Here is a 25,567-nt window from a genome sequence, read left to right as displayed (position 1 = left end):
TAAACGTTAGACATGGGCCATTAAGCGAAATTTACCTTACTATATGAATTCAGATGAGTCTAATTCAGCTGCCGAACTACTATTAGGTGCCGCCGTATCACTGATTATCACCCCTCCATCCGTAGCTAATCCATTAGTAACAGTTGTATAGGATAATTCTTCTTCGCTACTACTTTCTAAACTTAATTCTTCTAAAACAATGGATTTCTCTGCAGCCCCTTTATCCGTATCATCAAGGTAGGTTTCAAGCGCACCACTACTTGTTTCAGTCAAAATACCACTTAAATCATCATCTTCACTTAAAATTGAAGAGGTTTTGCTATCGCTATCAGATTCAGCTGTGTACTCAGTATCTAGTGTTTCACTGAAACTACTAAAGCTCATACTACGAGTTGTAACAGTATCGTCTGATGGCGTATCTATATTAATAGTTAATATGGCTGAATCAATTTCGGCATTGATATCATCACCGTCTTGAATTGAGTAAGTAAACTCTAAACTCAAATCTTCATTTGGTAGTGGCATTCCAAATGGAGTACTAAATTGATATTCACCGGTATTATCAATTGTCAACGTACCATAGTCGGTAGCAATAGAATATGAAGTTGTAGAGTCAGTAAAAATATATACATCACTACCAAACATAACCTGAGTCAGTATGGATGGAGCAAAACCGTCTTCAGATGTATCTTCACCATCACCAGAGCTTCCTTTTGAAACCACGTTGCCTCTTACGGCACTAGCAAATGCAAGTCCAGAACCAAAAGCTTCAACTAATGAAATATAGTTTTCATCATCAACAGCTATTGGGCTATTAGTTTCAACATTAATGGTGACATTAGCTGTCGCCTCATCGGTGCCATCACTCAAAGTATAAGTAAATGAAGGAGCGGTTGAATCTTCAAGAAAACCTTTGTTTTCGTAGGTAAAGTCACCATTTTCATTGATCTGTAAAATCCCATTATCGGTCGTACCGTTAAATGTAGAATCATCAAGTAATAAAATCTCTGCGGCTGTAATAGCATTTAAGACACCATCTATAACAGTAAAAGTCGCAAAGCCTGTGACCGCATCAAAATTCAAATCAATTCCGTTAACTTGGGTTACATATAAGTCATCACCTTCCACAAGATCTGAATCAACCAGGCCATCTCCATCATTGTGCGTAATCACATTACCAGACACACTGGAGTTTTCAGAAAGAGTAAAGCTATCATCTTCCGCTGTTGGTAAATCATTTACTGGAGTTACTTCAATAGTCAATGTAGAAATGTCGGTATTGACCCCATCGGTTACTGTATAGCTTATAGCTGGCACAGCACCGTTGAAGTTATCGGCAGGCACAAAGCTGTAACTACCATCACTGTTTAGAGTGAATGAGCCTTCTGTCAAAACTGCCGTCTCGCCTGCAACATAAATATCACCGTTGATTTCAAAGGTGCTCACAACCGTCGTACCATCTGCACTAGAGGCGTTAGTCAAAACACTGCCATTTATCGTGGTATCTTCTGCAGTGGTGACATACTCGTCGGCATCGACTAAGTCGGATACTGGCGTGACTTCAATGCTTAAGGTGGAAGTATCGGTATTCACACCGTCTGTTACTGTATAGCTTATTGCTGGTACTGCACCATTGAAGTTATCTGCAGGCACAAAACTATAACTACCATCACTATTTAGAGTTAATGAGCCTTCAGTGATCACAGCCGTCTCACCTGCGATAAAGGTGTCGCCATTGATTTCAAAAGTGCTCACAACCGGCGTGCCATCTGCACTTGAAGCATTGGTTAATACACTGCCGTTTATCGTGGTATCTTCGGCAGTGGTTACCACTTCGTCGGCATCGACTAAATCGGATACGGGTGTCACTTCAATGCTTAACGTAGACGTGTCGGTATTTATTCCGTCGGTTACTGTATAGCTTATTGCTGGTACCGCACCATTGAAGTTATCTGCAGGAACAAAGCTGTAACTGCCATCACTGTTTAGAGTGAATGAGCCTTCAGTGATCACAGCCGTCTCACCCGCTACATAAGTGTCACCGTTAATTTCAAATGAGGCGATAACTGGCGTTCCATCGGCACTTGAAGCGTTAGTCAATACACTGCCATTTATCGTGGTATCTTCTGCAGTGGTGACAGACTCGTCGGCGTCTACTAAGTCGGATACTGGCGTGACTTCAATGCTTAAGGTGGACGTATCGGTATTTATTCCGTCGGTTACTGTATAGCTGATAGCTGGTACCGCACCGTTGAAGTTATCGGCTGGCACAAAGCTGTAACTACCATCACTGTTTAAAGTAATTGAGCCTTCAGTGATCACAGCCGTCTCACCTGCTACATAGGTATCGCCGTTGATTTCAAACGTACTTACCACTGGCGTACCATCAGCGCTGGAAGCATTGGTCAATACACTGCCGTTTATTGTGGTATCTTCTGCTGTAGTTACCACTTCATCTGCATCAACTAAATCAGATACGGGTGTCACTTCAATGTTTAAGGTGGACGTATCGGTATTCACTCCGTCGGTTACTGTATAGCTTATTGCAGGCACTGCACCGTTGAAGTTATCTGCCGGCACAAAGCTATAGCTGCCATCGCTGTTTAAGGTCAGGCTACCTTCGGTGATCACAGCTGTCTCGCCCGCTACATAAGTATCACCGTTAATTTCAAACGAAGCGACTACTGGCGTGCCATCTGCGCTTGAAGCGTTAGTTAATACACTGCCGTTTATCGTGGTGTCTTCTGCTGTAGTTACCACTTCGTCTGCATCGATTAAATCGGATACGGGTGTGACTTCAATACTTAACGTTGATGTATCGGTATTCACTCCGTCGGTTACTGTATAGCTTATTGCAGGTACCGCACCGTTGAAGTTATCTGCCGGCACAAAGCTATAGCTGCCATCGCTGTTTAAGGTCAGGCTACCCTCAGTGATCACAGCCGTCTCGCCCGCGACATAGGTATCACCGTTAATTTCAAACGAAGCGACTACTGGCGTGCCATCAGCACTGGATGCATTGGTTAATACACTGCCGTTTATCGTGGTGTCTTCGGCAGTGGTTACCACTTCGTCGGCATCGACTAAATCGGATACGGGTGTCACTTCAATGCTTAAGATGGACGTGTCGGTATTTACTCCATCGGTTACTGTATAGCTGATAGCTGGCACCGCACCATTAAAATTATCTGCCGGCACAAAGCTATAGCTGCCATCGCTATTTAATGTAATTGAGCCTTCGGTTAATACTGCAGTTTCACCAGCGATAAAGGTATCACCGTTGATTTCAAACGTACTTACCACTGGCGTGCCATCTGCGCTTGATGCATTGGTTAATACACTGCCATTTATTGTGGTATCTTCTGCAGTGGTTACCACTTCATCAGCATCGACCAAATCAGATACTGGCGTGACTTCAATGCTTAAGGTTGATGTGTCGGTATTGACCCCATCGGTTACGGTATAGCTTATTGCAGGCACCGCACCGTTGAAGTTATCTGCAGGTACAAAACTATAGCTACCATCGCTATTTAAAGTCAGGCTACCTTCAGTGATCACAGCCGTCTCGCCCGCGACATAGGTATCACCGTTAATTTCAAACGAAGCGACTACTGGCGTGCCATCAGCACTGGATGCATTGGTTAATACACTGCCGTTTATCGTGGTGTCTTCGGCAGTGGTTACCACTTCGTCGGCATCGACTAAGTCGGATACGGGTGTCACTTCAATGCTTAAGGTTGATGTGTCGGTATTCACTCCGTCTGAGACGGTATAGCTGATTGCTGGCACCGCACCGTTGAAGTTAGCAGCCGGCACAAAGCTATAGCTGCCATCGCTATTTAATGTAATTGAGCCTTCGGTGATCACAGCTGTCTCGCCTGCAACATAAGTATCGCCGTTGATTTCAAAGGTGCTTACTACTGGCGTGCCATCAGCACTGGATGCATTGGTTAATACACTGCCGTTTATCGTGGTGTCTTCTGCAGTGGTTACCACTTCGTCGGCATCGACTAAATCGGATACTGGCGTGACTTCAATGCTTAAGGTTGATGTATCGATATTCACTCCGTCCGAGACGGTATAGCTTATTGCAGGCACTGCACCGTTAAAGTTATCTGCAGGAACAAAGCTATAGCTGCCATCGTTGTTTAAAGTTAGGCTACCCTCTGTCAGAACTGCCGTCTCGCCCGCGACAAAAGTATCACCGTTAATTTCAAACGAAGCGATAACTGGTGAGCCATCAGCACTAGAGGCGTTAGTCAATACACTGCCGTTTATCGTGGTGTCTTCTGCTGTAGTTACCACTTCGTCGGCATCGACTAAATCGGATACGGGTGTCACTTCAATGCTTAAGGTGGACGTGTTGGTGTTGATACCGTCGGTTACTGTATAGCTGATAGCTGGCACCGCACCGTTGAAGTTAGCAGCCGGCACAAAACTATAGCTGCCATCACTGTTTAGAGTTAATGAGCCTTCTGTCAGAACTGCCGTCTCGCCCGCGACATAGGTATCACCGTTGATTTCAAACGAGGCGATAGCTGGCCTGCCATCTGCGCTAGAGGCGTTAGTTAATACACTGCCATTTATTGTGGTATCTTCTGCAGTGGTTACCACTTCATCTGCATCTATTAAGTCAGATACTGGCGTGACTTCAATACTTAAAGTAGACGTGTCGGTGTTGATACCGTCGGTTACTGTATAGCTGATAGCTGGCACAGCACCGTTGAAGTTATCTGCCGGCACAAAGCTGTAACTACCATCGCTATTTAAAGTTAATGAGCCTTCGGTTAAGACCGCTGTCTCGCCTGCAACATAAGTATCGCCGTTGATTTCAAAGGTGCTCACAACTGGCGTGCCATCAGCACTAGAGGCGTTAGTTAATACACTGCCATTTATTGTGGTATCTTCGGCAGTGGTTACCACTTCGTCTGCATCGACCAAGTCGGATACGGGTGTCACTTCAATGCTTAACGTAGACGTGTCGGTATTTATTCCGTCCGAGACGGTATAGCTTATTGCTGGCACCGCACCATTAAAATTATCTGCCGGCACAAAGCTATAGCTGCCATCGCTATTTAAGGTAATTGAGCCTTCGGTTAATACTGCAGTTTCACCCGCGATAAAGGTATCACCGTTGATTTCAAACGTACTTACCACTGGCGTGCCATCTGCGCTGGATGCGTTGGTTAATACACTGCCGTTTATCGTGGTATCTTCTGCAGTGGTGACAGACTCATCTGCATCTACTAAATCTGATACTGGCGTGACTTCAATGCTTAAGGTTGATGTGTCGGTATTGACCCCATCGGTTACTGTATAGCTTATAGCTGGCACCGCACCATTAAAATTATCTGCCGGCACAAAGCTATAGCTGCCATCACTGTTTAAAGTAATTGAGCCTTCAGTGATCACAGCCGTCTCGCCCGCGACAAAAGTATCACCGTTAATTTCAAATGAGGCGATAACTGGCGTACCATCAGCACTCGATGCGTTAGTCAACACACTGCCATTTATTGTGGTGTCTTCTGCTGTGGTGACAGACTCATCTGCATCGACTAAATCGGATACTGGCGTCACTTCAATGCTTAAGGTGGACGTGTTGGTGTTGATACCGTCGGTTACTGTATAGCTTATTGCTGGTACCGTACCATTGAAGTTATCGGCCGGCACAAAGCTATAGCTGCCATCACTGTTTAAGGTCAGGCTACCTTCGGTGATCACAGCCGTCTCGCCCGCGACAAAAGTATCACCGTTAATTTCAAACGAAGCGACTACTGGCGTGCCATCTGCGCTGGATGCGTTGGTTAATACACTGCCGTTTATCGTGGTATCTTCTGCAGTGGTGACAGACTCATCTGCATCTACTAAATCTGATACTGGCGTGACTTCAATGCTTAAGGTGGACGTGTCGGTGTTTATTCCATCGGATATGGTATAGCTTATTGCCGGCACAGCACCATTGAAGTTATCGGCAGGCACAAAGCTGTAGCTGCCATCACTGTTTAAAGTAATTGAGCCTTCAGTGATCACAGCCGTCTCGCCCGCGACAAAAGTATCACCGTTAATTTCAAATGAGGCGATAACTGGCGTGCCATCGGCACTAGAGGCGTTAGTTAATACACTGCCATTTATCGTGGTGTCTTCGGCAGTGCTTACCACTTCATCTGCATCTATTAAGTCGGATACTGGCGTGACTTCAATGCTTAAGGTGGAAGTGTTGGTATTCACTCCATCGGTTACGGTATAGCTTATTGCTGGTACTGCACCGTTGAAGTTATCTGCAGGTACAAAGCTGTAACTGCCATCACTGTTTAAAGTAATTGAGCCTTCGGTGATCACAGCTGTCTCGCCTGCAACATAAGTATCGCCGTTGATTTCAAAGGTGCTTACTACTGGCGTGCCATCAGCACTGGATGCATTGGTTAATACACTGCCATTTATTGTGGTATCTTCTGCAGTGGTTACCACTTCATCAGCATCGACCAAATCAGATACTGGCGTGACTTCAATGCTTAAGGTTGATGTGTCGGTATTGACCCCATCGGTTACTGTATAGCTTATTGCTGGCACTGCACCGTTGAAGTTATCTGCCGGCACAAAACTATAGCTGCCATCACTGTTTAGAGTTAATGAGCCTTCTGTGATCACAGCTGTCTCGCCCGCTACGTAAGTATCACCGTTAATTTCAAACGAGGCGACCACTGGCGTACCATCAGCACTGGATGCATTGGTTAATACACTGCCGTTTATCGTGGTGTCTTCGGCAGTGGTTACCACTTCGTCGGCATCGACTAAATCGGATACTGGCGTGACTTCAATGCTTAAGGTTGATGTATCGATATTCACTCCGTCCGAGACGGTATAGCTTATTGCAGGCACTGCACCGTTAAAGTTATCTGCAGGAACAAAGCTATAGCTGCCATCGTTGTTTAAAGTTAGGCTACCCTCTGTCAGAACTGCCGTCTCGCCCGCGACAAAAGTATCACCGTTAATTTCAAACGAAGCGATAACTGGTGAGCCATCAGCACTAGAGGCGTTAGTCAATACACTGCCATTTATCGTGGTGTCTTCTGCAGTGGTGACAGACTCATCTGCGTCTACCAAGTCTGATACTGGCGTGACTTCAATGCTTAAGGTGGAAGTATCGGTATTCACTCCATCGGTTACGGTATAGCTGATAGCTGGCACCGCACCATTAAAATTATCTGCCGGTACAAAGCTGTAACTGCCATCGCTGTTTAAGGTCAGACTACCTTCGGTGATCACAGCTGTCTCACCAGCTACGTAAGTATCACCGTTAATTTCAAACGAAGCGACTACTGGCGTGCCATCTGCGCTTGAAGCATTGGTTAATACACTGCCATTTATTGTGGTATCTTCTGCAGTGGTTACCACTTCATCTGCATCTATTAAGTCAGATACTGGCGTGACTTCAATACTTAAAGTAGACGTGTCGGTATTCACTCCGTCCGAGACGGTATAGCTTATTGCTGGTACTGCACCATTGAAGTTATCTGCAGGTACAAAGCTATAGCTGCCATCACTGTTAAGAGTTAATGAGCCTTCGGTGATCACAGCTGTCTCGCCAGCTACGTAAATATCACCATTGATTTCAAAGGTGCTCACCACTGGCGTACCATCAGCGCTTGATGCATTGGTTAATACACTGCCGTTTATTGTGGTGTCTTCTGCAGTGGTTACCACTTCATCTGCATCTACTAAATCAGATACTGGCGTGACTTCAATGCTTAAGGTAGAAGTGTCGGTATTCACTCCGTCGGTTACTGTATAGCTTATTGCAGGCACCGCACCGTTGAAGTTATCTGCAGGCACAAAGCTGTAGCTGCCATCGCTGTTTAGAGTTAATGAGCCTTCGGTTAATACAGCCGTCTCGCCCGCGACATAGGTATCACCGTTGATTTCAAAGGTGCTCACAACCGGCGTGCCATCTGCGCTTGATGCATTGGTTAATACACTGCCATTTATCGTGGTATCTTCGGCAGTGGTTACCACTTCGTCGGCATCGACTAAGTCTGATACTGGCGTGACTTCAATGCTTAAAGTAGAAGTGTCGGTATTCACACCGTCTGAAACGGTATAGCTGATAGCTGGTACTGCACCATTAAAATTATCTGCCGGCACAAAACTATAGCTGCCATCGCTGTTAAAAGTAATTGAGCCTTCAGTGATCACAGCCGTCTCACCCGCGACATAGGTATCACCGTTGATTTCAAACGTACTTACCACTGGCGTGCCATCTGCGCTGGATGCATTGGTTAATACACTGCCATTTATTGTGGTATCTTCGGCAGTGGTGACAGACTCGTCGGCATCGACTAAGTCTGATACTGGCGTCACTTCAATGCTTAAGGTAGAAGTGTCGGTATTCACTCCGTCTGAGACGGTATAGCTGATTGCTGGCACCGCACCGTTGAAGTTAGCAGCCGGCACAAAGCTATAGCTACCATCGCTATTTAAAGTCAGGCTACCTTCAGTGATCACAGCCGTCTCGCCCGCGACATAGGTATCACCGTTAATTTCAAACGAAGCGACTACTGGCGTACCATCAGCGCTGGATGCATTGGTTAATACACTGCCGTTTATTGTGGTATCTTCTGCAGTGATTACCACTTCGTCGGCATCGACCAAATCAGATACTGGCGTCACTTCAATGCTTAAGGTGGAAGTATCGGTATTCACTCCATCGGTTACTGTATAGCTGATAGCTGGCACCGCACCATTAAAATTATCTGCCGGCACAAAGCTATAGCTGCCATCGTTGTTTAAAGTTAGGCTACCCTCTGTCAGAACTGCCGTCTCGCCCGCGACAAAAGTATCACCGTTAATTTCAAACGAAGCGACTACTGGCGTACCATCAGCACTGGATGCATTGGTTAATACACTGCCGTTTATCGTGGTGTCTTCTGCAGTGGTTACCACTTCGTCGGCATCAACCAAGTCTGATACTGGCGTGACTTCAATGCTTAACGTAGACGTGTCGGTATTTATTCCATCGGTTACGGTATAGCTTATTGCAGGCACTGCACCGTTGAAGTTATCGGCTGGCACAAAGCTGTAACTACCATCGCTGTTTAAAGTCAGGCTACCCTCTGTCAGAACTGCAGTTTCGCCCGCTAAATAGGTATCACCATTAATTTCAAACGAGGCGATAACTGGTGAGCCATCAGCACTAGAGGCGTTAGTCAATACACTGCCATTTATTGTGGTATCTTCTGCTGTAGTTACCACTTCGTCGGCATCGACTAAGTCGGATACTGGCGTCACTTCAATGCTTAAGGTGGAAGTATCGGTATTCACTCCATCGGTTACTGTATAGCTGATAGCTGGCACCGCACCATTAAAATTATCTGCCGGCACAAAGCTATAGCTACCATCACTGTTTAGAGTTAATGAGCCTTCGGTGATCACAGCCGTCTCGCCTGCAACATAGGTATCACCGTTAATTTCAAACGAGGCGACCACTGGCGTACCATCAGCACTTGAAGCATTGGTTAATACACTGCCGTTTATCGTGGTATCTTCTGCAGTGGTTACCACTTCGTCGGCATCGACTAAATCGGATACGGATGTCACTTCAATGCTTAACGTCGACGTGTCGGTATTTATTCCATCGGTTACTGTATAGCTTATTGCGGGTACTACACCATTGAAGTTATCAGCCGGCACAAAGCTATAGCTACCATCACTGTTTAGAGTTAATGAGCCTTCGGTGATCACAGCCGTCTCGCCTGCAACATAGGTATCACCGTTAATTTCAAACGAGGCGACCACTGGCGTGCCATCGGCACTAGAGGCGTTAGTCAATACACTGCCATTTATCGTGGTGTCTTCTGCAGTGGTTACCACTTCGTCTGCATCTATTAAGTCAGATACTGGCGTGACTTCAATACTTAAGGTGGATGTGTCGGTATTCACTCCGTCGGTTACTGTATAGCTTATTGCTGGTACTGCACCGTTGAAGTTATCTGCCGGTACAAAGCTGTAACTGCCATCGCTGTTTAGAGTTAATGAGCCTTCTGTGATCACAGCTGTCTCGCCTGCAATATAAGTATCGCCGTTGATTTCAAACGAAGCGACTACTGGCGTACCATCTGCGCTTGAAGCGTTAGTCAATACACTGCCATTTATCGTGGTATCTTCGGCAGTGGTTACAGACTCGTCGGCGTCAATCAATTCAGAAATTGGGGTAACAGTTATAGATAAGGTTTCCGAAGCACCTGTATTAGTAGTGTATGTAATATCAGGAAGTTCACCGGTCCAATCGTCTGCAGGCGTAAAAGTGTAACTACCATCAGAATTTATAACTAAGGTACCATCTTCAACAATCGCTGTTTCACCTGGTAAATAGTTAGTAGTGTCCCCATCAATAACAAAAAACTGAATGCTTAATGTATCATCAGGATCACTATCGTTTTCAAGGACATTGCCAATTGCAAGGCTGCCTTCCTCTATAGAGTTCACATCACTTTGGGTTATAGTAGGCTGATTAACAAACCCTAGAGGATTAAAGTTGTCAGGTATAAAAGATGTGGGGGCAATCTCACCAGTATCATAGCCAGCACCAGCTAAAAGTTCATTTCCCGTCCTATCAATAGAAACAAACCCTGTCCCTTCATTAGCAACAGGAGCACCTGCAGCCGTATCAGGAACGTCAATTTCCTCACCAGACTCAATTAAAGCCTGGATGGCATCTATATCTTCAAGGTCATCAGAAGTTGCTGTTCCTAAACCCGAATCTTGTATACTGGAAGAGTCAGAACCCTCATCATCTAATTGTTGGAATGTAATTGAATCATCAGAAGAATTACCCTCTAAAAGCAATTCAGTACCATTTTCGTAAACGAGGGTAATCAGGCTATCATCATTGAGAGTTAACAAAGTATTAGGAGCAATACTATCACCACTTTTTAATATTGAGTCTTTAGACAGTCCCGACAAGACTAGCCCGCTAACATCAACAACCTTTGCACTTTGCTCGGTGGTGTAGTTTTTCATGGATGATATCCCCAATAATTTTCGCTAACTATCAATTCAACTAGTTTAAGTCACTGAATATTAAGTTAGAAATTTTGTCATTTATAAAGATAACAATAACAAAATTACAGGGAAGGAATCATTAAAAATAGGAAGTTTCACCTTGAAAAAGGTATATTTTTTTATACTAAGGGATTAAAAGTGAACGAGTAAAAAGCAGCCCAATCTGTTTGAACTGCTCTTGTATGAATTAATTTTTAAAACGTCGTGCGAGCAAACCAAAAATCGCTATTGAAAAGATAGCTAAAGTAGATGGCGCAGATACTTCAGTTGCTTGTTTAAAAACATAATTAATATAAGTATCTTCTGTGGCACGATCGTTAACATATGCCGACGCATCTTGGCTTGCATCGTAAATTCCATCACCGTTTGCATCTAGCAAGTAATCTTGATCTTTTATTTCTATCGAACCCGAAAAAATGTCGTACCAAGAGGTGAAGTTAACTTCAAAAAAAGAAACTCCAAACATAGCTGCAAAGGCTTCTTGAGTTTCATATTCTGTTTCGGTAAGAACACCTTGTGTAGTTGTATCAAAATTAAAAGCTGAAATTGCATAATCATCTGATGCACCACTAAGTCCCAAAGCCTCTACCGCCGCTGTTTGGCCTGTATAAATTGTAGGAAGAGATGAAAAGCTTGGTCCGTCGGCTAAATCAAAAAAGCCAACGTATTCCCATAAATTCCCTGATTCATCAGTATAAGATTCGCCTTCAACAAAATAGGAAGTTGGTATTACTATCGCGCTAGCTTGACCTATTAACCCCACGGCTAATAAAGCAGCTAACATTACTTTTGAAAATTTGTTTGTCATAAAGCTCTCCAACTAAAACCCATTTATGGCTCATAATATAATATTAAACCAGTTAAAAAGTATTCAATTTTATATTGATATATAAAAACAAATGGCTTACCCAACATAAAGCAAAAATCAAACCAAAATTAAATTTACTTTAAAAATCAAAATCTTACCATCTAAAATCACAACCTCTAACTTAGGGTGTCAATAAATCTGACAATAAAGCATTGGTAACAATTGGATAACTCTATACTTATCATGCTAGATCACCAATCAAATCATGGATTTCATTTAAAGACGGTAATTGATGGGCTTCTTGGTAAAAGAGTCGATTAAGCCGCCCTAATAAGTTAACCGTTCGCGATGGGTCATGGGCTTTGCGTCTGTGGTCACTGGCAGTTTGTAAAAACTCCCAAGGCTTTAGGTTTAACTCTTTAATCTGTTCCGCAGTAACCTCTTGCTCGCGAATTGTACTCAGAATACGTTCAGTTTTACTCTCATTAATAGGTAAAATTACATCTGAATATGTATCATTGACAGGACCACTAATGGCTTCGATTGCAAAGTTAATTGCAGACCAAACTTGATCATGGTCCACTCGCTCGCCTGCTGGCGCATAGTAGCCCATAACTTCCCATTCTAATTCAGCATTGCCAACAGCAATAGAGCTTTCGGTTAGGGGTGAGTAGGAAAGGTCAGGCATTGACCCAATATTGTAAGCATCAACGGATAGCCCAATGCTAATTGCAATATCACCCATATTTTTTTTATCTTGATATATGGCTTCAAATGCAGCTCGCTTTACCCCCATCCATCCATGAACTACAGGTGGCTCGGCTGCAAACAAGCGAATATCATCTGGTAAGTCTTCACCATATTTGTCAATAAATAAAGGTGAGGGGTCTTGTTGTAAATTATCATCAGCAACCCAGACTTCATACTCCTGACGATTGTCTGCCTTACCTCGACTCTTAATACCATAGGATAAATTTAAGGGCCGGCAAATACTTCGGTCTTCATCTACTTTATGAAAAAACTCTGAGCGAAAGCGCTTGATAAATGGCGCATCTGCACCAGCAATAGCAGCTGTAGGATAACGAAACCCTATGTCACTATTATTAATAATATAAAAACCTGAAATTTCACGTTCAAGAATATTCTTTACACCACGTAAATCTCGATAATTATTTACTACAATACTACGCTCAGGCTCTATAGTGAGCCTGCGGCCATCCTCTGTGATAAATTTAGGGGTTTTATGGTAATCGTAATTCGTTAACCCTAAGCTTTGAGCGTAAGTGTTTCTGACAATTGCCAATTCTGCAAATAAAGTGTCATGGTTTCTAATATGTTTAAATAAGGGTCTGTGTTTGGCCATCTAAAAACCTAAAGTTGTACTTATAATGAGGAGCTATGACGTTTATATGAGGTTTGCCTCTTAAATACAAGCACTTGATTCTAAAGTAATACCTGTGGCTCCAGAAGTAAATAGGGGACTGAGCACAGTCAACGCAAAGGTATCAAAATTGATACCAGGTAAATTCTAATTTTAGAGATTTATTCTAGACAGTGGTATGGTGCTAAAATTAGGTTACAAGCACATTTACACTGTTTTTAACAAAGAGCAAAACATGTACAAATACATTAGGCAGAATTTTAACTTACCTTCGGCCCTGCTGCTGTTCATAACAAGCCTTATACCCTGTATAGCTTCGGCTTCTGATGTATTTCAATTTGTCACCGAAAAAGAAATTAATAAAAACTTGAAGGCCCAATTTCCCGTGGTGCGCTCTTTTAAAAATGTTAGTGCCACCTTTTCAGATCCTGAGATAGTGATCAATGGGCTCGATAAAAACATTAAGTTGTTAATGACAGTGACATCTGGAGATAGCAGTCAATTAGTCGCTAAAATTCGCTTCAAAGGTAACCTTAAGTTTGATGAATTCAGTGAATCATACCTTTTTGAAGACCTTTTCGAAGACAAGTTTACCATTGTCAGTAATACTTTCGAGAAACCGGAGCCGACTATAAAAGCTATTAAGCAAAGCTTAGTAAACAGTTTTGAAGATATTGTTTTATTTAACCTTGATGACATTAATGGTTTTGCACCAAAACGCGAAGCTGATGCCATAGAAATATTTACTAAGCGATTAAAGTTCGTTTGGTATTAATTACGTCCCTAAGTACCTAGAAGGAAAATTAATTGGCTAAAAAGTCACTTAATCGAAGCATATTTAGACTTGTTGTAGGGTTAATTGCATTAACCTCAATTACATTATTTTTAAATGTCTGGGTTGCAACGATAGACCAAACAAAAACTCGCCTAGACAATGGGCTACAAATCGGGCAAAACGTTCTAGAACGAGTATTAAAAAGTAAAGAAGAACTGCTTTTTAACTCTGCCCATGTACTTACTGCTGACTTTGGTTTTAAAAAAGCTGTCGCCTCAAAAGACAAAGGCACAATAGATAGCGCATTAACTAACCATGGTTCCAGAATCAATGCTGACCTTATGGCCCTTGTTTCATTAGAAGGTAAAACCATTACCAGCGCTCCAGAAGTGCTTACACCTGCTCAAGGTTTTCCATACAACTCAATTTTTAAGCGAGTGTTAAACGAGGGCGGAGTATCTGTATTAATGATGCTAAATGGTCAGCTTTATCAAGTCATTATGCTGACCGTTGACGCACCAAGGCCCATTGCCATTGCACTTATTGGTTTCAAACTAGATATGAAATTGATACAAGAGCTGACTGAAATCACCAAATTAAACACAACATTACAGGTTTTTGAAGGCGAGCATCAAGCGTATAATATAAGTACTCTTACAGCGCCCCTTATGGAAAAAGCCTTATCTCAGGTGGAAGCACACCCATCTTGGCTATCTATTACTGTAACCAAAGATATACCTTATATTTCCCGGCAATTTGTACTAGCTGATGAGCTTGGACATAAAACAGTTTTAACCTTATCTGAAGATGTACAAAAGCTTTTTGCTGACTTTGTAGATTTGCAAACCAGCCTTTTAGTAACCGGCACGTTAGCCGTATTACTGGCGAGCTTCTTAGGGGCGTTATTTTCTAATCGCATCGCTAAACCTCTCTCTTCATTAGTGACAAAAGCAAAAGAAATTGCTGTGGGTAATTATTCCAATGCCTTAGATATGCCTTGCTCCACAGAAGAAGTAAGCCAGTTATCAGATGCCTTCACCTCGATGCAGAACAACATCCAATCTAGGGAAGAAAAAATAATATTCCAAGCTAGACACGATACCTTAACCTCTTTATACAACCGCCAATATGTTGAAACCTTTTTAGATGAAAAATTTAAAAACAAGACCCCTTTTGTAGCTATTGGTATTAATATTTTTGGATTCAGAGGGATCAATGATATTTTTGGATACCACAATGGAGATACATGTTTAAAGGAACTTGCTAACAGACTCACGCAATTTGACGGCATAGCAGCAAGAGTAACAGGTGGCGAATTGCTGTGGCTACCTGACGATATTCCAGATCAAAGTTTCATAGAGAAAATGAAGTCTGAACTAGAGCAAAAGGTGGATGCCGGTCATTTCAACATAGATCTAAAAGTTGCTATAGGCATGATTACTTGTCCTAAAGACGCAAGCAGCTCAGAAGACGTATTCAAGAGTATGAATATTGTCTTAGATGAAGCACAAATAACCAGACAATTCATTTTACCTTTCCATCCAGAGTTAGAAGCCCGCTACTCTAGACGTTTAAGTATTATCACAGAATTGAAAAACACCCTAAAACATGCCCCCGAGGAGCTCTCTCTTAACTATCAACCTAAGCTAAATTTAGTAGCAGGGAAAGTCACCCATGTAGAGGCACTTATCCGCTGGACTAACAAGCAACTAGGGTTTGTGTCTCCTGAAGATTTCATTGCTATTGCAGAACAAGCTGGGTTTATTCATCAGGTAACGGAATGGGTCATCAATCAAGCAATTAGTGATGCAGCTAAATTTCATCATGCTGGATTTCCACAGTCAGTAGCTATTAATCTTTCAGCCAAAGATATAATGAATGCCTCCCTTCTTCCCCACATTCTCAAGTTGTTGGAGCATCATAAACTGCCAATACATAGTGTGTCTTTTGAGCTAACAGAAGGTGACTTAGTTAAAGACCATGCTACGGCTATTAGCCACATGCAAGCCTATCAAGACGCTGGATTTGAACTTGCCATTGATGACTTTGGCACAGGCTATTCATCTATGGCATATTTACAAAACTTACCGGTTAACACGTTAAAAGTAGATAAAAGCTTTGTGCTCAAATTGAATGAACAAGAGGGTGATAGAAAAATAGTTCAAACTGTTATTAGCCTTGCTCACAGCTTTGATATGAATGTGGTCGCAGAAGGGGTAGAAAATCTAGAGTCCCTACAATTGTTAGCTAAGTGGGGCTGTGAACTAGCCCAAGGATACTATATTTGTAAACCAGCAAAAGCAGATGATTTGCTGGTGTGGTTAGCCGAAAATCAAGATAAAGAGTGGCTGTAGTATACAGCCGCACCTTTTAAACTAAGCCAAATTGGCGGGTCATATTCTCGTTTTTATCTCGGTGTACAATGATATTATCTTCAATTCTGATACCGCCATAAGGGCGTAATTCATCAATTATATTCCAATTAATAAACTGTGATTGCTGTGTACTTTTCAAGTCACTCAATAAGCTGTCAATAAAGTATAAACCGGGCTCAATGGTAAATACTTGCCTAGGCTCAATCGTACGAGTTGTCCTTAAAAAAGGGTGTGCTGCTGGAGCTGGGTTTGGTGTGCCTCGATCATCTGACACATGGCCTGCAACATCATGTACTTGCAGCCCTAAAAAGTGGCCTATTCCATGGGGGAAAAACGTATTAACTATGCCCTGTTCTAAAATGTCTTGGGCATTTAAGTTTACTATTTTAAAGTCTGTTAGCAGTTGAGCAATTTTACTATGTGCACTTTCATGAATTCGAGTGTAAGGCATACCTGGCTTTAACTCGCCAGCCAAAGTTGTGGTGATAGTGTCCATAGCCTTTATTAATTCTGAAAACAGATTATCTTGCTGGCAATAGGTCCTCGTAATATCAGCCGCATAGCCTTGGAAGTTAGCTCCAGCATCAATCAAAAAAGATCTAGACTCTTCGGGAGCACAAACCTCTAGCTCTGTATAATGCAGAATTGAAGCATTCTCATTTAAAGCCACAATATTATTGTAAGGTACACGGTTCTCGCCTTGCCTTACTGCGCACAGGTAAGCCAAATTTATATCAAACTCACTTAGCCCTTGCTCAAATGCAAGTTTTGCAGCGCGGTGTCCATCTATTGCGATACGATTCGCTTCACGCATACATTGCAATTCATAATCTGTTTTATAGGCCCTTTGATAATGCAAATAGTGCATCACCCTATCGGGGTTAACCAACTCAAACCCAAGAGCTTTGGCTACTTCTATGTATTCACCAATATATGCGTATTTTTGCCTATCAAAAGGTAAATGCTTTTCAACCGCATTTGCTTGGGCGAGCAGTACAATATCAAAGTGTTCCGCCCAAAAATCATTAGGTTCATCTGGTACTTTATGCCAAAAATCTTTGGGGCGATAAAAGACTAATTTAGGCTTATCAACTCCATTAACTATTAACCAACAATTAGGGTTATCAATAATAGGTAGCCAAGCTTTAAATTGCGGATTTACTTTAAAAGGATAGTTATTGTCATCTAAAAACAATCGTTTACTTTGTCCAGAGTGGATCACTAAGCCATCGATACTTTCACGTTGTAAGGCTTCCTGCGTTCGCTTTTGCAATTCAGCAATATGATCAGGATAAGTATGTTCAAATATAGACATAGGTCACTCTCTAGAATAAATAATAGGGTAGGTTAACACACTGAACTTTATCTCCAAACTAGCTAAAAGATAAGTAAATAACTTGTGTATGATAAAGTAAAAATCAGCTTTTGGGGGTTATCTGCATTTGCAATAAGTCTTGAAATACATTGCTTTGATTACCCAAGTGCTGTCGATAAATTTGCTGATAGGCCAATACAGCCTTCACATAATTTCGAGTTTCTTTATAAGGGATCGTTTCTATCCAAATATCTAAAGGCATAGTGCCTGTCTCAGGCTGCCATTGTTTGACTTTTCGCCACCCAGCATTGTACGAAGCTGTAGCTAAAACAGGATTGTTATCCATTTTATCCAATAAGTAACGCATGTATTGGGTTCCCAACTCAACATTCTGTTGTGGGTCAAACAAAACCTGCCTTTTGACTTTTTTCTTTGCCAAAAAGCGGGCGGTACCCGGCATTAATTGCATCAATCCCAAAGCCCCTACACCAGATGCAGCATCTGCCATAAAAGAACTCTCTCGCCTCGCTATTGCATAAGCCCAGGCAACATCAATGTCATTTTTTTCTGCATTAAATTGCACTTCATTATCAAATGGCATGGGAAAACGTTTACCTAAGTCATCTAAGTATCCAAGCCTAGCAAAACCAAATATAGCCTGAGCATGCCAACCTTGTTGATCTGCCAAGACAGCCGCTGCTATTTTTTGCTGCTCACTTAAGTTACTTTGTAAAAAATTCCATTCTCTTCTGGCACTGGTATAGTGCTCTAATGCCCTAAATTCAAAGGCTCGCTGCGCCGGTGGTAGTAACATTAATGAGTCGATATCTGCCTGGGGGGCGTGGATCGGCTTGTCATTCAAAGAAGGGGCAACTGATAACTCTGCACTTGCCAAAAAACCATAGTAATGACGTTGCTTAGCTAAATGCTGAAAGCCTTGCTGTGATAATTCATCTGCACCTAACTCTTTGTAAGCTTTGGCTTGCCAATACTCAAAGACATTGTCTATTCCCCCTTGACCAATGGCGTAGTCAACAACATCCAAAGCATGTTGCCAGTCTTGTTTTCTAATCACATGGGCTAAGTGCCACCGAGCTAGCTCAGAATCAACCCCAAAATCGATTGACTTCTCAAGCCAAAGATCAGCTTGGTCATGATTACTCAATGCTAAAGCAACGGCGAATTTATGAAATATCTGCTGCTGTTGATTATCTGAAAAAGCAAAACGTTTACTTAGCTCATCCCAACTACGTAGCGCTAAGTTTCTATCTTGCCAAATCAAGCGAGTTAAGCCGTAGGTTAAAATTTCAGTTTCTAAGGCTGGAGTTTTGTGGGGAAAACGAGAGCTTCTACTAACATAGCTGGGTGCTCGGCGCACTTTTAACCATAAGTCAGCCAAATACCTTTGTTCTTGTGGCAACAAAGATTTTAAATAAGGAACTAATGTTGTGTCGCCACCTTTTGCGGTTAACCTTAATCGCTTCCACACTAGCTCTGGCGTACGTTTTCCTAAGTTTTGCCACTCCTTAAATAAAGGATCACATGCCTTAGGTTGTGATTTACCCACCACCCATAACTCTTCGGCCATCCGTAAAGCTTGTGCTTTGCTGGTTTCATCTTTTAGAAGTAACTCACCGTACTTACAAGTTAGCTTAACATTACCTAGATCACGGTATGTTGCCATAAACAATTCATTCTGATTGTGGTCTATTAAGTACTCAAGCCACTTTTTACGCAAAGGCCTATCGAGAGGTGAGGATTCATATTTTGTTAAAAAAGCTTCAATTTGCTGTCTTTTAGAAATAGTTAAAGATTGGGAGAGCGCTTTTAACTCCAAATAAGGCTGTAGCGGATAATCAACTAGTTGCTGCATATAGTCTTTATAGACTTGGCTGTCTGTGTCGCTTGTATAAGCATCAGCTTCAATAAATAAGGCCCTTTGCTGCTCTAAGCTAAGCGCAGACTCAGCCGTACTAACTTGAAGGGTCAAGAAAATACCAATAATAAACCTAGAAAAATAACGAGTAATCACGAATTCCACAATAAAAAGTAAAGCTAAACACAGCCGAATAGAGATAGTAACAAATTTACCTAACTCTTTTAGAGCCTAATTCAACAATGCAGGAAATTTATCAAAAATCTTTAAGTTTAACTGGAATGACCAGTTGAAATCCGTATAGTTACCCACATGTAACTATTCTTAGTGCTAAATGTTAATAATAAGTTTCAATTTATTCGAATGTATTAGGTACCTATATTTTAAAGGGTGGCGTTGCCAGTTGTAACCCACACTCAGGCGAACATCACAGGAGACAAGAATGATATATGAAGGTAAAAGCCTCTCGGTTAATTTGCTGCAAGATGGTATTGCAGAATTAGTATTTGACGCACAAGGCTCAGTGAATAAGTTTGATCAACAAACTGTTGCTGAATTAGATGCTGCAACACAAGCCTTAACTCACACCTCTGATGTAAAAGGTGTGCTAGTGCGCTCTGCTAAACCTGCATTTATTGTAGGTGCTGATATCACAGAGTTTACTGGCCTGTTCGACATGCCAGATGAAGAAGTATTGGCTTGGGTAGCAAAAACCTCTCAAGTATTTGATAGGTTTGAAGATTTACCCTTTCCTACTATCGCAGCAATTAATGGTTTTGCACTAGGTGGTGGCTGTGAAATGACCCTAGCTTGTGATCTCCGAGTGGCTGATACCAGCGCAAGTATTGGCTTACCTGAAGTTAAACTGGGCATTATGCCTGGTTTTGGCGGTACCGTGCGTTTACCTAGATTAATTGGTTCAGACAACGCACTAGAGTGGATGACTACTGGCCGTGATCGCAAAGCAGAAAAAGCATTAGCAGAAGGTGCTGTAGATGCAGTAGTTGCACCAGAAAAACTAGTAGACGCAGCAATTACCATGCTTAAAGATGCCATTGCCGGTGAGTTTGATTGGCAAGCACGCCGTGCAGAGAAAAAAGCCCCCCTTAAGCTAAATAAAAATGAAGCTATGATGAGCTTTTCAACCGCAAAAGCTATAGTGGCCGCGCAAGCAGGTAAACACTACCCTGCACCACATATGATGGTTGATACTGTTGCTAAAGCAGCAAGCCTAGACAGAGATGGCGCCCTGAAACTTGAAAACCAAGGGTTTGCAACTCTTGCGAAAACCAATGAAGCTAGAGCCCAAGTTGGTATCTTCTTAGCGGATCAGCTCGTTAAAAGTAAAGGTAAAAAACAAGCTAAAGCCGCCACTAAAGCAGTGAAGCAAACCGCTGTGTTAGGCGCAGGTATTATGGGTGGCGGTATCGCATATCAATCTGCGGTTAAAGGTACACCTGTTATCATGAAAGATATCAATCAGGCTGCATTAGATTTAGGGTTAAAAGAAGCCGCCACCATACTAGGTAAAGGTATGAAGCGCGGAAAAGTGGATGCCACTAAAATGGCTACCACACTAAACAACATTACCCCCACTCTTGAATATTCAGCCATAAAAGACGTCGATCTTGTGATTGAAGCCGTTGTAGAAAACCCTAAAGTTAAAGGCATAGTGTTGGCAGAAACCGAAACTCATGTGGCAGACGATGCCATTATCTGCTCTAACACTTCTACTATTTCGATTAACCAGCTTGCTAAAAGTTTGCAAAAGCCTGAACGCTTCTGCGGTATGCACTTTTTCAACCCTGTGCACAAAATGCCATTAGTTGAAATTATACGCGGTGAAGAAACCAGTGAAGACACTATATCCGCTGTGGTTGCCGCCACCCTAAAAATGGGCAAGACGCCCATAGTAGTTAATGACTGCCCAGGCTTTCTAGTGAATCGTGTATTGTTCCCTTATTTTGCTGGCTTTAGTAAGTTAGTGATGGACGGAGCAGACTTTGTTGCCGTTGATAAAGTGATGGAAAAAGTGTTCGGTTGGCCAATGGGCCCTGCGTTTCTATTAGATGTAGTCGGTATGGACACAGCAGACCATGCATCTGGTGTAATGGCTGAAGGCATTCCTGAGCGTATGCAAAAAATTGCTAACGACCCTGTCACCTTACTTTATAAAGCAGAGCGCTTTGGCCAGAAAAACGGCAAAGGCTTTTATAACTTCAGTCTAGATAAACGAGGGCGCCCAGTGAAAACAGCTGCCCCAGAAGCCTATGAATTGTTCGCTCCACATTGTGCAGCCACACAAGAGTTCGATAAAGACGAAATTATTGCACGAGTGATGATACCTATGGCTAACGAAGCCATTCGCTGTCTTGAAGAAGGCATAGTAGCCAGTGCGGCAGAAGCTGATATGGCGTTACTTTACGGTTTAGGCTTCCCTCCATTTAAAGGTGGTATCTTCCGTTATATTGAAACTATGGGCTTAGCCAACTTTGTAGCACTGGCAGATAAATACGCGGACTTAGGTCCTATTTATCAAATATCAGATGGTGTGCGCGAAATGGCCGCCTCTAATAAATCATACTTTGCATAATAGCCTAAGGAGAAGATCATGAAAGAAGTCGTAGTAGTCGATTGTATTCGTACACCAATGGGTCGCTCTAAAGGCGGTATATATAGAAATGTTCGTGCAGAAACGTTATCTGCACATTTAATGACTAAATTAGTAGAGCGCAACCCAAACCTAGATCCAACTGAAATAGAAGACATTATTTGGGGTTGTGTGCAACAAACCAAAGAACAAGGCTTCAATATTGCTCGAAACGCTCAGTTGTTAACTGATATTCCACGTTCAACGGCAGCGGTTACCGTAAACCGTTTATGTGGCTCTTCAATGCAAGCACTGCACGATGCAGCCAGTGGTATTATGTCTGGACGTGGTGATGTGTACATGATTGGTGGGGTAGAACACATGGGCCACGTGCCTATGGATTTCAACCTAGACTTTCACCCTGGCATAGCTAAACATACTGCTAAAGCCTCTGGTAGCATGGGTATGACAGCTGAGTTGCTTGGCCGTCAAAATGGCATTACCCGTGAGATGCAAGATGCCTTTGGTGCGCGCTCTCACCAGCTAGCACACAAAGCAACAATAGAAGGGCGCTGGGCAAACGAAATCGTAGCCACCCAAGGCCACGATGCTGATGGCATATTAAAATCCATAACAGTAGATGAAGTGATTCGTCCAGATTCCACTGTTGAAACTATGTCTACCCTAAGACCAGTGTTTGACCCAGTTAACGGCACAGTAACAGCGGGTACATCATCAGCATTGTCTGATGGGGCATCTGCTATGTTAATTATGTCAGCAGACAAAGCCAAAGCCCTTGGATTAACACCAAGAGCTAAAATTCGCGCTATGGCAGTGGCTGGCTGTGATGCTGCAATTATGGGATTTGGTCCAGTACCTGCCACGCAAAAAGCACTTAAACGTGCAGGTATGACTATGGCTGATATCGAGTTGGCTGAATTCAACGAAGCCTTCGCTGCCCAAGCCTTATCTTGTATCAAACAACTTGGATGGCTAGATAATTATGACGACAGAGTTAACTTAAATGGTGGCGCTATTGCACTAGGCCACCCTCTAGGATGTTCTGGTTCGCGTATATCAACCACCCTAATCAATTTGATGGAAGCTAACGACAAATCAATTGGCCTTGCCACTATGTGTGTTGGTTTAGGACAAGGTATAGCGACAGTGTTTGAACGCATCTAAAGACCCCAATAGCCAGTAAAAACTAAAAAGCTCCTTACGGAGCTTTTTTTATGTGTGAACAATTAAATGGCTAAGCTAAATATTGTTTAAAAAAGGCTAAGGTCCGTGACCAAGCGAGCTCTGCTGCTTCAGGGTTGTAGCGGCTGGTTGAGTCATTATGAAAACCATGTTGAGTACTAGGGTAAACATGGGCTTGATACTTCACACTATTTGCTTTCAGTACTGTTTCGTATGCCGGCCAACTCGCGTTAACTCGCTTATCGTTTTCTGCAAATTGCAACAAAATGGGAGCTTTTACATTTTTAACCAATTCGTCTTTTGCCGGTGTACCATAAAAAGGCACTGCAGCATTAATTAAATTAGGTGCAGCGGCTGCCAAGAAGTTACTAATATAGCCACCAAAGCAAAAGCCCACCACTCCCAACTTATCAGTTGTAGCCTCATGACTTTTCAAAAAATCTGCCGCTGCGATAAAATCTTCTTCAATTTTACTACGGTCCATTCCCCGTTGCATGGCACGGCCTTCATCATCATTGCCAGGATATCCACCAAGAGGGAATAGCGCATCGGGAGCAAAGGCAATAAAGCCTTGTTTTGCTAAACGTCTAGCGACATCTTTAATATATGGGTTAAGACCTCTATTCTCGTGGACCACCAGCACAGCAGGTGCTTTAGTTTTTAGTCCTGTAGGAACAACAAGATACCCTTGACCTGTGCCGTGTCCTTTCGCAGAAGGAAAAGTTGCATAGGTTGCCTTAATAGCAGAGTCATTAAAAGATACTTGCTCAGCCAGGGCATAATTAGGAGTAAGTGCTCCGGCTACCGCTCCAAATGTGAGACCTGCAATTGGCAATGTAGCTAAGCGGCTCATAAATGTGCGGCGGTCGATATCACCGGCGTTTACCGTAACACTAATATTATTGTGAAACCTCTGAAAACCCTTTAGAAATAAGCCATTGATGGTACTTTTAACCTTTTGCTCAATTTAGTCTAAAAAGTTGAGAATTTTACGATTAAATTCTCAACTTATTTTTAGTCATTGAATTCGGATATAAAAACGTTCTATGCTCGTATAGGGATTATAGCCTAAGCTAAATTAAGAATACGCACTAGAAGCTTTTGTCGCTCGCAAATCATTTTAATAATCAGGTAGAGGTGTTAATGAATACTCCAACCCAACAAGATAATCAATTACAAGCAAATATTCCGCAAGAAGCTTTCGATTGGTACGATCAGTATGCGCATGGCATTATCGACAGGCGCACATTTTTATCTCGACTAGGCTCCCTTGCAGCTCTGGGTTTTAGCATGTCAGTTCTATCATCAGCGCTGTTACCAAATTATGCCTTAGCTGAACAAGTTTCATTTAATGACCCTGATATCAAAGCAAGTTATCATAATTTTCCTTCTTCCAAAGGACATGGAGAAGGCAGAGGATACCTTGTCACTCCTAAGTCTGTGCCTAATAAAGCGCCGTTAATCTTAGTTGTGCATGAAAATCGTGGCCTTAATCCTTACATTAAAGATGTTGCAAGACGCGCAGCAAAAGCTGGTTTTATCGCGTTTGCTCCCGATGCTTTGTACCCACTTGGGGGCTACCCCGGCAATGATGACAAAGGTAGAGAAATGCAACGCTCCTTGGACAGAGCTAAAATTGAGCAAGACTTCATTGCCGCAGCCAAATTTTTACAAGCGCACCAGTCTGGTAATGGCAAACTCGGTGCAGTTGGCTTTTGTTTCGGCGGTTACATTGTCAATATGCTGGCCGCATCTATACCTGGCGTGCTTAGTGCCGGCGTACCTTTTTATGGCACTCCAGCAGCAAAAGAACTGCGTGAAAACATAAAAGCCCCACTTCTAATTCAGCTTGCGGAATTGGATGAAAGAGTCAATGCAAGTTGGCCTGAGTATGAGCAGGATTTAAAAAAGAATAAAGTCGACTACACAATGCACATGTACCAAAAAGTAAATCATGGATTTCATAACGACTCTACTGGGCGTTATGACCCAGAAGCGGCTGAATTAGCTTGGCAAAGAACATTGACTTTTTTCAATAAACATTTGAGCTAAACGAGCTGCGCTGTAAGAGCGAGTTACCGCTTTAAACTCGCACATATATATTAATTTCATGTTTGGGCGGTATATTTCCGCTCTTCGAATGTTACAAAAAAAATTGAATATCAGCATAGAGCAAGCTCAACAAT

General features: G+C 42.5%; 10 protein-coding genes and 1 pseudogene. 5 read left to right on the top strand and 6 right to left on the bottom strand.

From position 1 onward, the window contains the following. Positions 1-39 precede the first annotated feature (39 nt). The 3 genes from ACMUMK_RS14175 to ACMUMK_RS14165 form a co-directional block, all read right to left on the bottom strand. Positions 40-11,016 (bottom strand): tandem-95 repeat protein, encoded by a 10,977-nt coding sequence (locus ACMUMK_RS14175; RefSeq protein WP_414701802.1) that lies wholly within the window; start codon positions 11,014-11,016, stop codon positions 40-42. A gap of 229 nt (positions 11,017-11,245) precedes the next feature. Then, positions 11,246-11,866 carry a hypothetical protein gene (locus tag ACMUMK_RS14170; protein ID WP_414701801.1) on the bottom strand — a complete coding sequence of 207 codons (621 nt, stop codon included), beginning with the start codon at positions 11,864-11,866 and terminating at the stop codon, positions 11,246-11,248. 241 nt (positions 11,867-12,107) lie between these two features. After that, complete coding sequence (locus ACMUMK_RS14165) at positions 12,108-13,229, bottom strand: hypothetical protein (protein ID WP_414701800.1); 1,122 nt, start codon at positions 13,227-13,229, stop codon at positions 12,108-12,110. Between the two features lie 253 nt (positions 13,230-13,482). On the opposite strand from ACMUMK_RS14165, the gene ACMUMK_RS14160 reads away from it, so the two are divergent. Both ACMUMK_RS14160 and ACMUMK_RS14155 read left to right on the top strand, forming a co-directional pair. After that, complete coding sequence (locus ACMUMK_RS14160; RefSeq protein WP_414701799.1) at positions 13,483-14,022, top strand: hypothetical protein; 540 nt, start codon at positions 13,483-13,485, stop codon at positions 14,020-14,022. Between the two features lie 32 nt (positions 14,023-14,054). Then, positions 14,055-16,376, top strand: coding sequence for an EAL domain-containing protein (locus ACMUMK_RS14155; RefSeq protein ID WP_414701798.1), 2,322 nt, complete (start codon positions 14,055-14,057; stop codon positions 16,374-16,376). Positions 16,377-16,392: 16 nt separating this feature from the next. Here the strand turns inward: ACMUMK_RS14155 and pepQ are convergent, their stop codons facing one another. Together pepQ and ACMUMK_RS14145 are read right to left on the bottom strand one after the other, a co-directional pair. After that, positions 16,393-17,712: a Xaa-Pro dipeptidase gene (gene pepQ / locus ACMUMK_RS14150; protein ID WP_414701797.1), complete on the bottom strand. Its 1,320-nt coding sequence runs from the start codon at positions 17,710-17,712 to the stop codon at positions 16,393-16,395. A gap of 103 nt (positions 17,713-17,815) precedes the next feature. Further along, positions 17,816-19,702, bottom strand: coding sequence for a transglycosylase SLT domain-containing protein (locus ACMUMK_RS14145; RefSeq protein ID WP_414701796.1), 1,887 nt, complete (start codon positions 19,700-19,702; stop codon positions 17,816-17,818). Positions 19,703-20,030: 328 nt separating this feature from the next. On the opposite strand from ACMUMK_RS14145, the gene fadB reads away from it, so the two are divergent. Together fadB and fadA are read left to right on the top strand one after the other, a co-directional pair. Continuing rightward, positions 20,031-22,181 carry a fatty acid oxidation complex subunit alpha FadB gene (gene fadB, locus ACMUMK_RS14140; protein ID WP_414701795.1) on the top strand — a complete coding sequence of 717 codons (2,151 nt, stop codon included), beginning with the start codon at positions 20,031-20,033 and terminating at the stop codon, positions 22,179-22,181. Between the two features lie 18 nt (positions 22,182-22,199). Beyond that, positions 22,200-23,363 carry an acetyl-CoA C-acyltransferase FadA gene (gene fadA / locus ACMUMK_RS14135; protein WP_414701794.1) on the top strand — a complete coding sequence of 388 codons (1,164 nt, stop codon included), beginning with the start codon at positions 22,200-22,202 and terminating at the stop codon, positions 23,361-23,363. Positions 23,364-23,433: 70 nt separating this feature from the next. Here the strand turns inward: fadA and ACMUMK_RS14130 are convergent. After that, a pseudogene (locus ACMUMK_RS14130) lies at positions 23,434-24,258 on the bottom strand (dienelactone hydrolase family protein); the annotation flags it as partial. Positions 24,259-24,524: 266 nt separating this feature from the next. Between ACMUMK_RS14130 and ACMUMK_RS14125 the strand changes: the two are divergent. Beyond that, positions 24,525-25,433 (top strand): dienelactone hydrolase family protein, encoded by a 909-nt coding sequence (locus ACMUMK_RS14125; RefSeq protein WP_414701793.1) that lies wholly within the window; start codon positions 24,525-24,527, stop codon positions 25,431-25,433. Positions 25,434-25,567: the final 134 nt, after the last annotated feature.

This window comes from Paraglaciecola sp. 2405UD69-4, assembly GCF_047525415.1.
In the GTDB taxonomy this organism is placed as follows: Bacteria; Pseudomonadota; Gammaproteobacteria; order Enterobacterales; family Alteromonadaceae; genus Paraglaciecola.
This window is presented reverse-complemented; position numbering and strand designations above follow the sequence as displayed.

Coding starts and splice junctions, on each gene's coding strand:
- ACMUMK_RS14175 (WP_414701802.1), bottom strand. CDS start 11,016: ATGAAAAACTACACCACCGAGCAAAGTGCAAAGGTTGTTGATGTTAGC.
- ACMUMK_RS14170 (WP_414701801.1), bottom strand. CDS start 11,866: ATGACAAACAAATTTTCAAAAGTAATGTTAGCTGCTTTATTAGCCGTG.
- ACMUMK_RS14165 (WP_414701800.1), bottom strand. CDS start 13,229: ATGGCCAAACACAGACCCTTATTTAAACATATTAGAAACCATGACACT.
- ACMUMK_RS14160 (WP_414701799.1), top strand. CDS start 13,483: ATGTACAAATACATTAGGCAGAATTTTAACTTACCTTCGGCCCTGCTG.
- pepQ (WP_414701797.1), bottom strand. CDS start 17,712: ATGTCTATATTTGAACATACTTATCCTGATCATATTGCTGAATTGCAA.
- fadB (WP_414701795.1), top strand. CDS start 20,031: ATGATATATGAAGGTAAAAGCCTCTCGGTTAATTTGCTGCAAGATGGT.
- fadA (WP_414701794.1), top strand. CDS start 22,200: ATGAAAGAAGTCGTAGTAGTCGATTGTATTCGTACACCAATGGGTCGC.
- ACMUMK_RS14125 (WP_414701793.1), top strand. CDS start 24,525: ATGAATACTCCAACCCAACAAGATAATCAATTACAAGCAAATATTCCG.